This window comes from Pueribacillus sp. YX66 (assembly GCF_041725775.1).
In the GTDB taxonomy this organism is placed as follows: domain Bacteria; phylum Bacillota; class Bacilli; order Bacillales; family UBA6769; genus Pueribacillus.
This window is the reverse complement of record NZ_JBEUEL010000070.1, coordinates 1-1784: the sequence shown is the minus strand read 5'-3', so window position 1 is coordinate 1784 and position 1784 is coordinate 1. Positions and strand designations below refer to the sequence as shown.

Annotated in this window: 3 protein-coding genes; all 3 read right to left on the bottom strand. The window is 31.6% G+C overall.

The features are described 5' to 3' along the window. Positions 1 to 67: 67 nt before the first annotated feature. Positions 68 to 808 carry an HsdM family class I SAM-dependent methyltransferase gene (locus ABU914_RS15310; protein ID WP_379670559.1) on the bottom strand — a complete coding sequence of 247 codons (741 nt, stop codon included), beginning with the start codon at positions 806 to 808 and terminating at the stop codon, positions 68 to 70. Between the two features lie 73 nt (positions 809 to 881). Beyond that, positions 882 to 1184 carry a DUF2325 domain-containing protein gene (locus ABU914_RS15305; RefSeq protein WP_379670558.1) on the bottom strand — a complete coding sequence of 101 codons (303 nt, stop codon included), beginning with the start codon at positions 1182 to 1184 and terminating at the stop codon, positions 882 to 884. A gap of 18 nt (positions 1185 to 1202) precedes the next feature. Further along, positions 1203 to 1589, bottom strand: a complete 387-nt coding sequence (locus ABU914_RS15300) for a hypothetical protein (RefSeq protein WP_379670557.1) — start codon at positions 1587 to 1589, stop codon at positions 1203 to 1205. Positions 1590 to 1784: the final 195 nt, after the last annotated feature.

The window sequence follows — 1784 nt, the reverse complement described above, 5'->3', positions numbered from 1 at the left end:
ATGGAATCCGACAATTCCGAGGATACCCTACCTATTTTTTATTGAAAAGACCTTTACACAAAATATTTTACGTCATCATATAATCAAACTGCATTAAGTTACTATCATTTTCTATAAATGCGGGAGAGAACAATGTATCACCTTTTGCAATTTGAAATTTTGATAAATCTATTCCATTTACAATTGCATTCATGTAAGCTATAGCAACATTTGATTCATTTATCTCTTGCCCAAACATTGAAATGTCATTATTGAAACGGTAAGCTTCAATTAACGATCCCCCAATTCCTGCTGCTCCATCGTACAAACTGCCATTAGAAGGATTTAATATTCGTATCATAAGTCTATTTAATCCTTCTGGTGTTACAGATGTTCCTAATTCTTTTCCTTCACTTTCCATTAGTCGTTGTATGAGATGTAAGAAATATTGACCAGTTAAATTTGTATCTTGAAACTCTTCTATTGTTAGAGAACCTCGGTCCATAATCATTAGGCAATCATACAGTACATGGTCTCCTATCTTTGAAAGAGAAAAACTACTTAGCAGATCTAGATTAAACTCATTGTTATGCGCAATCTTATGAAATAACTCATCAATTAGATTTCCTATATTATAGTGAGAAGAACTGATTCTTTCCCACGACATATCGTCTGGTAAAGTTATTGAATGACTTTTATTTACTAACAAGAATTTTGCTGTAAAAATTCTACTCGCAACTTCATGGTATTCATAAGACCGTATCTCTTCTCTGAGCCGTTCACCAATTGCCCTACTTGCTTTATTTGCCCTTAACTCAATGTTATCCATATAACCTTACAACTCCCCGTTAATGTATTAACCTTATTCTGATAAGGTATTTGTAATTCCTTTTAATTTTCATTTAATAAAAAGCCACATTATCGTGGACAGCATTTATAACACTAGAAATTCCTTTACTACGGTGATAAACCACTTTAATTCCAAATTTATCTGCAACATCTTTAACTGCATACATTGTACCATGAGATACAGCTGATAGTATAACTATAACACATTCAACATCTTTTAATAAGTTGCTGAAATAATTTTTGGTCCCTTTTCTTTTTATTCTTCCATCATGATATTTTAACTCAAAATTTAATGTCTTTAACTTGTCCTCGTATCCTTTTTTATTATCACCACCAATAATGGCAACCTTTTTCATATTTACTCACTCCATCTCCTAAATTTCTAATTCCCTAGTAACATTCATATATGTAGTAATCTGTTGACGTTTACTACTTAATAGGTCTGCTAGTAACTTAACGTCTGAAGGTGTTACCTTTGCCATTCTACTAATTTGTTGTTTTCTTCTATTACCTTCTCCGTTAACATTCTTTTTCAGGACTGTCTCAATTTTTACTAATTTTCCTCTTGGAGTCGTCCTAAAGTTACTTAATCCCATTATGCTTAATAGCGTATTAAATTGTCTTGATTTCTTTTCATGGTTAACGAATTTAACAATTGGTGCAAATATTGCTCTTGAATCTATTTCTACAGTTTCGACGACAAACCCAATTTTCCCGAATACTTCCGAAAGGTATTTTAAATTCTTTTTTTGTTCCTCCAAAAATAAATCACGTTGAAACATTCTTTGATTATTTGTCGCTATTCGACTTCTTTATGCAATTGTTCTATTCATAATAGAAACCCTCCCAATATTTTATTAAGTTTTAACTTCATTTTTCGATGACGTAAAATATTTTGTGTAAAGGTCTTTTCAATAAAAAATAGGTAGGGTATCCTCGGAATTGTCGGATTCCAT